This is a genomic window from Stenotrophomonas sp. S49 (genome assembly GCF_016624905.1).
Lineage (GTDB): Bacteria > Pseudomonadota > Gammaproteobacteria > Xanthomonadales > Xanthomonadaceae > Stenotrophomonas.
In genome coordinates, this window is sequence record NZ_JACVUD010000140.1 from 1 (window position 1) to 7,224 (window position 7,224).

Consider the following 7,224-nt stretch of genomic DNA (forward strand, 5'->3'; position numbering starts at 1 on the left):
CCCCCCCCCCCCCCCCCCCCCCCCCCCCACCCCCCCCCCCCGCCGCCCCCCCCCGCGCGCCTGATGGTGAAGCTGCCGAACACCGGCGCTTCGCGCTGGCCGTCGAATTCGCGGGTGCTGTGGTAACGGGCCAGGGCGAACTTCCAGCGGCCCTTCATCACCGCCAGGCCGTAGCCGCCCAGCGCCACGAAGTTGCGCTTGTCCACACTGTGGCTGTTGCGGAAGGTGTTGCCGTCCAGGGTGATATCGCGGATCACCCACGAGGCATCGGTGGTGGCGAACAGGTGCCACGACCAACCGGCCGGGCGGCCGCCGCGGGTCGGCGCGGTGTTTTCGCCGGCCGGGCGCAGCGGGGTGCTGCCGAAATCGTCGGGCAGCTTCCAGCCAAAGCGCACTTCGGCGCCGGCATTGGCGTGGGTGGCCAGGTTGCCGATCGCACCGCCGTAATGGGTGATCGCATCCCAGCCCCAGCCGGCGGCATTTTCGGTGGCATCGCCCGGCCAGCGGCGCATGCGTTCGTGGGTCAGCATGAACACCGGTTCGTTGTGCAGCTGGTTATCCCAGCCCTGGAATTTCTCGTCACCCAGCAGATCGTGCACGGCGTTCTGCACCTGCTTGCCCTGTGCCCACGGGCCCACCACGCCCAGCGCCAGCTGGGTGGTCTGCAGGCGGTCGCCGCGGCGCGCGTTGTAGCCGAAGCTGGCAATCAGCACGCCCGCATAGGGGCGGTCGTCCTCGATCAGGTCCTTCCGGGTGAAATCGGTGGGGGTGAAGATGCCCTGGGCCAGGCTGAAGATCATGTTCTGCTGCTCGAACTCACCCGGGTGCAGCCGTTCCAGGTGCCGGTTCACCCAGCGCGCCATCTTCGGCAGGCAGGGGTCGTCGGTGTAGTCCACCAGATTGGGCGAGACCAGGGTGAGCTGGGCGCCGTTGGTGTAGCCCTGATCCTGGTCCTTGCCACCGAACAGGTCGTTGTCCACGCGGAAGTTCACCTGCGGCGGGTGGTCGCGCATGGCATCCGGGCCGCACTGTTCGGCGGCTTGGGCGGCAAGGGGGAGGGTAGCAGCGAGCAGGCCCGACAGCCCGAGGGCTGCGAGGCGGTGTTGGGAAGGGGAGCTCATCGGGTGCGGGTTCTTTTGTCGTTTTATGCCGCGACACGGTACATCCAGGCAGCGGCCGAAACGACCACATGACGCTCACATGTCTGTTCCGAAAACAACGTTGTCCCACTGGCACAGCCATACGTGGCAGGGGTACGGCGCCGGCGGCGTGCTGGCAGGGGGCGTGTGCCTGGCGTGTCGTCATCGGCATTGTCAGTCAGCTGCGGTTGTGGCGTGCGGCGCAGGCGTGCCATACCTCCTGCACCGGCGCCTGAGGGGGGGCGTCGCAACGGATTCGGGTCCCGGACCCTTTCTCAACCCATGGAATGTGCTTCGCCGTCGGCGAAGTGCTGGATGACTCAAATGAAAAAATCGAATTCGCTCCCCCCTGCGCTGGCCTGCACGCTGCTGGGCGCTGCACTGGTGGCCGCCAGTGCCCCGGCGTCGGCCGGCCTGCGCGACAGCTTCGCCAACAGCCGTACCTCTGCCCAGCAGCAGAGCAAGAAGGGCCAGGCCGAGATCCCCGTCTGCACCAAGCCGCTGGGTTCCATCTCGGTAATCGAATCGGAAGATGCGGTGAACTGGTGGACCGGCCAGCAGCTGCCGGCGCCTTCGAAGCTGATCAAGGTGTTCGTCAACAAGTCCAAGTGCTTCACCCTGGTCGACCGTGGCGTCGGCATGGCCGCGGCCCAGGCCGAGCGCGCGCTGGCCAGCCAAGGCCAGCTGCGCGGGCGTTCCAACATCGGCAAGGGCCAGATCCGGGCCGCCGACTACGTTCTGGTGCCGGATCTGATCTCGCAGAACAGCAACGCTGGCGGCAGTGCCATCGGTGGCCTGGTGGGCGGCCTGATCGGCGGCAAGGCCGGCTCTGTCGTAAGTGGCCTGAACTTCCGCAGGAAGACCGCCGATGTGACCCTGACCCTGACCGATGTGCGCTCCTCCGAGCAGGTTGCGGTCGTTGAAGGCAACTCCAAGAAAACCGACCTGGGCTGGGGCGCCGGTGGCGGCCTGTTCGGCGGTGGCGGCATCGGCGCGATGGGCGTGGGCGGCTACGCCAACACCGAAATCGGCCAGGTGATCACCCTGGCGTACCTGCAGGCCTACAGCAGCATGGTGACCGAGCTGGGCGGCCTGCCGGCCAATGCCTCCGCTGCCAATGCCGGCCAGGCCGTGACCATGCTGAAGGCGGGCCGCCTGCTGGCCAACGCCAAGGGCACCGGCGCGGCGGTGCGCGCGCTCGAGCCGGGCATGCTGCTGTACCCCACCGGTGTGAAGGACGGCACCATGTGGGAGGTGGAAGACGAAATGGGCAACAAGGGCTGGGTCAATTCCACCCTGATGGAAACGGCCAAATAGGTCCCCGGCGTGCCGGCGTCGGGCCGGCACGCGTTGCCTGCCGGGGCCGGCCCGGCAGGCCGGCCCAGCAGGCTGGCTCCGGCCGGCACGTGCGCCCCCTGCAACGCAGCGGCTCGCCGGTGCCGCTGTCGACTTTGATGAATACTCTTGGGTTTGTTGCCTTCCGGCCCGATAATGGGCCCATGGAAATCAAGTCCGACAACCCCGACCACGGCTTCCAGTTCCCCGGTCAGTTCGAGCTCAGTGCCATGGGCGCCGCCAACCGCGGCCTCGAGCACGAGCTTCCGCGCCTGTTGCAGGCCGCGGGCATCACCGTGGTGAACGAGCGTATCAGCTGGAAGCATTCGACCAACGGCAAGTATGTTTCGGTTCGCCTGGTGTTCCAGGCCGAGAACCGCGAGCAGTACGACGTGGCCCATGAGGCGCTGCGTGGCCACCCGGAAGTGAAGTGGACGGTGTAGCCGCCAGCTGCCCGGCCGACGCCGCCCCCGAAAACCGTCCGGCGCGTCCGGCGGTGGTCCGTGACCTGGGCCGCCAGGCCTATGAACCGGTCTGGCGGGCCATGCAGCGCTTCACCGACCAGCGTACGGACGACGACGCCGACGAACTGTGGGTGGTCGAACACGATCCGGTGTTCACCCTGGGCCAGGCCGGCAAGGACGAACACGTGCTGGCACCGGGCGATATTCCGGTGCTGCACGTGGACCGTGGCGGCCAGGTGACCTACCACGGCCCCGGCCAGATCGTGGTCTACCCGCTGCTGCGCCTGCCGCGGCTGGGCATTGGCGTGCGCGACTACGTGTGCCGTATCGAACAGGCCATCATCGACACCCTGGCCGACTGGAACATCGGCGCCGAGCGCCGTGAGGGCGCCCCCGGCGTGTACGTGGGTGCGGCCAAGATCGCCGCGCTGGGCATCCGCGTGCGCCGCGGCTGCACCTTCCACGGCCTGGCCTTCAACGTCTCCATGGACCTGGAACCCTTCCACCGCATCAACCCCTGCGGTTACCAGGGGCTGCAGGTGACCTCGGTGGTAGACTTGGGCGGCCCGTCCGGGATGGACGCCGTCAAGCCGGTGCTGCTGGACAACCTGGCCCGCCAGTTTGGCCTGCTGCTGCAGCCCACGCCCGAACTGCCCGATCTTTCTGCGGCCGCCTGACCGCCCCCCGGAACTGCCATGACTGAGACCACCGCCCGCACCATTCCCCTGCAGATCGTGCAGGCCGACCTGCCGACCGCCGCACCGTTGCAGGTGGGCGTGAAGCAGATGGGCGGGGACAAGATCAACCGTTCGCCGGTGCAGTTCGCCGATGCCCCGGTGCTGCGCAAGCCGTCGTGGATCCGCGTGCGCATTCCTTCGGGCAATGCCGTGCAGAACCTGAAGGCCAAGCTGCGCGAGAACCGCCTGGTGACGGTGTGCGAGGAAGCCAGCTGCCCGAACATTCATGAATGCTTCGGCCACGGCACCGCCACCTTCATGATCCTGGGCGAAGTCTGCACCCGCCGCTGCTCGTTCTGCGACGTGGCCCACGGCCGCCCCAAGCCGCCCGATGCCAACGAACCGGCCAGCCTGGGCCAGACCGTGGCCGACATGGGCCTGAAGTACGTGGTGGTGACCAGCGTTGACCGCGATGACCTGCGCGACGGCGGTGCCCAGCACTTCGTCGACTGCATCACCGCCATCCGCGAGAAGTCGCCGGGCACGCGCATCGAAGTGCTGACCCCGGACTTCCGCGGCAAGGGCCGCATGGAGCGCGCGCTGGAAATCCTGGCGCAGAACCCGCCGGACGTGTTTAACCACAACATCGAAACCGTACCGGACCTGTACCGCAACGTGCGCCCCGGTGCCGATTACCAGTGGTCGCTGAACCTGCTGAAGAACTTCAAGGCGCAGCACCCGTCGGTGCCGACCAAGAGCGGCATCATGCTGGGCCTGGGCGAGGAATTCGAGCAGATCAAGGCCACCATGCGTGACCTGCGTGCCCACGACGTGGACATGATCACCATCGGCCAGTACCTGCAGCCGACCGCGCACCACCACCCGGTGCTGAAGTACTGGACCCCGGAAGACTACAAGGCGCTGGAAGACTACGGCTACGAACTGGGCTTCAGCCACGTGGCCTCCGGCCCGATGGTGCGCTCGTCGTACCACGCCGACGTGCAGGCCAAGGGCGCCGGCGTCCGGTAAGCGGTTGCGCGATGCGCGCTACCGCTTCCCACGATGCGCTGCGCACATCGTGGGCCCCGGCTTACCACCACCCACACCCCCACCGCTTCGCGGCCGCCCCCTGACTCAGGGGGCTCTCCACCCGACGCCATCGGCAATCTGACGGTCGGCGTTCCGGGGGACGCTTCCCAGCCATTCACAATTTGCTACACCGGCCCGGCTAGGCTGGATTTCCACCGATCGTGGGCGGATGACAAATCCGGCAACTTTCGGCACTGTCGTGGTGTCTGAACACCGCGCAGTCTCCCCCTTGGCAAGCCGCCCTTGAGCACGTTCATGAAATTCAAAGCCCCTGCATTCCTGATGGCCCTGGCGCTGGTAGCGCCGCTGGCGCTGGCGGCCAAGACCGATTCGCCGGCCTTGCCGGCTGCGGCCACCGCCGACCAGGTGACCACCTCCAAGCTGGTCTACGGCCTGCTGTCCGACAGCCGCTACGCCTACCGGCCGCGCGCGCTGGACGAAGCCACCGCCAAGGACGTGTTCAAGCGCTATCTGGACACTCTGGACGGCGGCAAGCAGTACTTCACCCAGGCCGACGTGACCCGCTTCGCGCCGTTCGAGGCCAACATCGCCAACGCCATCCGTGGCGGCGAGATGGAACCGGCGTTCCAGGTGTTTGCCGTCTACAAGCAGCGCGTGGGCGAGCGTGTGGCCTATGCGCGCAAGCTGCTGAAGCAGGAACCGGACTTCACCACTGACGAGCGCTTCGAGTACGACCGCAAGGACGTGCCGTGGGCAGCCAGCAGCGCTGAACTGGACGAGCTGTGGCGCAAATCGGTGAAGAATGACTGGCTGCGACTGAAGCTGGCCGGCAAGAAGTCCGACGACATCCGCAAGACCCTGGACAAGCGTTACGCCACGCTGGAAAAGTCGGTGAACGAGCTGAAGGGCGAAGACGTCTTCCAGTTCTTCATGAACGCCTACACCAGCGCGGTCGATCCGCATACCGATTACTTCACCCCGCGCACGGCCGAGAACTTCAACCAGGCCATGTCGCTGTCGCTGGAAGGCATTGGCGCGCAGCTGCAGCGCCAGGACGACGTGGTGGTGATCCGCGAGATCATCGCCGGCGGCCCGGCAGCCGTGGACGGCACGCTGAAGCCGGGCGACCGCATCGTGGGCGTGGGCCAGGGCAAGTCGGGCACCATCGAAGATGTGATCGGCTGGCGCATCGACGATGTGGTGGCCAAGATCCGTGGCGCCAAGGACACCCAGGTCAAGCTGGAATTCATTCCGGCCGAAGAGGGTGCCGACGGCAAGCACCACACCCTGGTGCTGACCCGGCAGAAGGTGCGCCTGGCCGAACAGGCCGCCAAGGGCGAAACCATGACCATTCCGGGCAAGGACGGCGAGCCCGAGCGCAAAGTGGGCGTGATCAAGCTGCCGACCTTCTACCAGGACTTCGAAGGCCGTCGCCGCAACGCGACCGACTATGCTTCGGCCACCCGCGACGTGGCCAAGCTGCTGGCCGGCTTCAAGAACGACAAGCTGGACGGCGTGGTGCTGGACCTGCGCAACAACGGTGGCGGTTCGCTGGACGAAGCCATTGAACTGACCGGTCTGTTCATCGAACAGGGCCCGGTGGTGCAGGTGCGCGAATCCGGTGGCCGGGTGACCGTGAACAACGACCGCAACCAGGGCGTGGCCTGGGACGGCCCGCTGGCGGTGCTGATCAACCGCGGTTCGGCCTCGGCTTCGGAAATCTTCGCCGGCGCCATCCAGGATTACGGCCGTGGCCTGGTCATTGGTGAAACCACCTTCGGCAAGGGCACGGTGCAGAACATCGTGGATCTGGACCGTTGGCCGAGCGGCGAGACCCAGCGCTTCGGCCAGGTAAAGCTGACCATTGCCCAGTTCTTCCGCATCAGCGGCAGCAGCACCCAGCACAAGGGCGTGGTGCCCGACCTGGCCTTCCCGGCCAGCGTGGATGCCACCGAATTCGGCGAAAGCACCTACGACAATGCGTTGCCGTGGACCCGCATCGCCTCGGTGCCGCACACCCAGTACGGCAACTTCGCGCCGCTGCTGCCGAAGCTGGAAACCCGCCACGACACCCGTATCGCCACCGACAAGGAATTCCAGTGGTGGAACGAGGACGTGCAGCAGTTCCGCACCGAGGCGGCGAAGAAGTACGTGTCGCTGAACGAGGCCACCCGCCGTGCCGAGCGTGAGCGCCAGGACACTCAGCGCAAGGAGCGCCAGGTGATCCGCAAGGAACTGGGCCTGGCCCTGGACCCGCTGGCCGACGACAGCAGCGATGACGGCCTGACCGGCAACGAGCGCGACATCGTGAAGGATGCCGCCCGCGAGAAGGCCGCCGAGAAGCGTCCGGACCCGCTGCTGCGTGAATCGGCCGCGATCCTGGCCGATGCGGTGAACCTGCTGGAAACCGACCGTCCGCTGTCGGCGCAGGTGCTGCCGCAGTCCACCGGCGTGGGCCGCTGGGCCGACTGATCGCACCGCACTGTGATACCCGACGGGGGCGGCAAAGCCGGCCCCCGGTGGGTTTGGGGTCGGGCAGACGGGCCCAGACGGTTTAGC

The 7,224-nt window shown here is 67.1% G+C and carries 6 protein-coding genes; 5 read left to right on the forward strand and 1 reads right to left on the reverse strand.

The window, feature by feature from the left end; all coding sequences use genetic code 11:
* Nucleotides 1–1,121: lipid A deacylase LpxR family protein (locus IAE58_RS19270; protein WP_200734989.1), on the reverse strand; the 1,121-nt coding region annotated here is incomplete at its 3' end.
* Nucleotides 1,122–1,463: 342 nt separating this feature from the next.
* Here IAE58_RS19270 and IAE58_RS19275 point away from each other — a divergent pair.
* The 5 genes from IAE58_RS19275 to IAE58_RS19295 all read left to right on the forward strand — a co-directional run bounded on the left by IAE58_RS19275 (nucleotide 1,464) and on the right by IAE58_RS19295 (nucleotide 7,137).
* Nucleotides 1,464–2,456 carry a CsgG/HfaB family protein gene (locus tag IAE58_RS19275; protein WP_199934251.1) on the forward strand — a complete coding sequence of 331 codons (993 nt, stop codon included), beginning with the start codon at nucleotides 1,464–1,466 and terminating at the stop codon, nucleotides 2,454–2,456.
* Between the two features lie 182 nt (nucleotides 2,457–2,638).
* Nucleotides 2,639–2,917 carry a DUF493 family protein gene (locus IAE58_RS19280; RefSeq protein ID WP_108750506.1) on the forward strand — a complete coding sequence of 93 codons (279 nt, stop codon included), beginning with the start codon at nucleotides 2,639–2,641 and terminating at the stop codon, nucleotides 2,915–2,917.
* Nucleotides 2,905–3,615 carry a lipoyl(octanoyl) transferase LipB gene (gene lipB, locus IAE58_RS19285; protein WP_108772256.1) on the forward strand — a complete coding sequence of 237 codons (711 nt, stop codon included), beginning with the start codon at nucleotides 2,905–2,907 and terminating at the stop codon, nucleotides 3,613–3,615. The genes IAE58_RS19280 and lipB overlap by 13 nt, the downstream gene beginning before the upstream one ends.
* An 18-nt stretch (nucleotides 3,616–3,633) precedes the next feature.
* Entirely contained in the window at nucleotides 3,634–4,644 is a 1,011-nt protein-coding gene (gene lipA / locus IAE58_RS19290; RefSeq protein WP_108762914.1) for a lipoyl synthase, read from the forward strand.
* Nucleotides 4,645–4,959: 315 nt separating this feature from the next.
* A complete protein-coding gene (locus IAE58_RS19295; protein ID WP_199934252.1) occupies nucleotides 4,960–7,137 on the forward strand; it encodes a carboxy terminal-processing peptidase in 2,178 nt (725 codons plus the stop codon).
* The last annotated feature ends 87 nt before the right edge of the window (nucleotides 7,138–7,224 follow it).

Coding starts and splice junctions, on each gene's coding strand:
- IAE58_RS19275 (WP_199934251.1), top strand. CDS start 1,464: ATGAAAAAATCGAATTCGCTCCCCCCTGCGCTGGCCTGCACGCTGCTG.
- IAE58_RS19280 (WP_108750506.1), top strand. CDS start 2,639: ATGGAAATCAAGTCCGACAACCCCGACCACGGCTTCCAGTTCCCCGGT.
- lipA (WP_108762914.1), top strand. CDS start 3,634: ATGACTGAGACCACCGCCCGCACCATTCCCCTGCAGATCGTGCAGGCC.
- IAE58_RS19295 (WP_199934252.1), top strand. CDS start 4,960: ATGAAATTCAAAGCCCCTGCATTCCTGATGGCCCTGGCGCTGGTAGCG.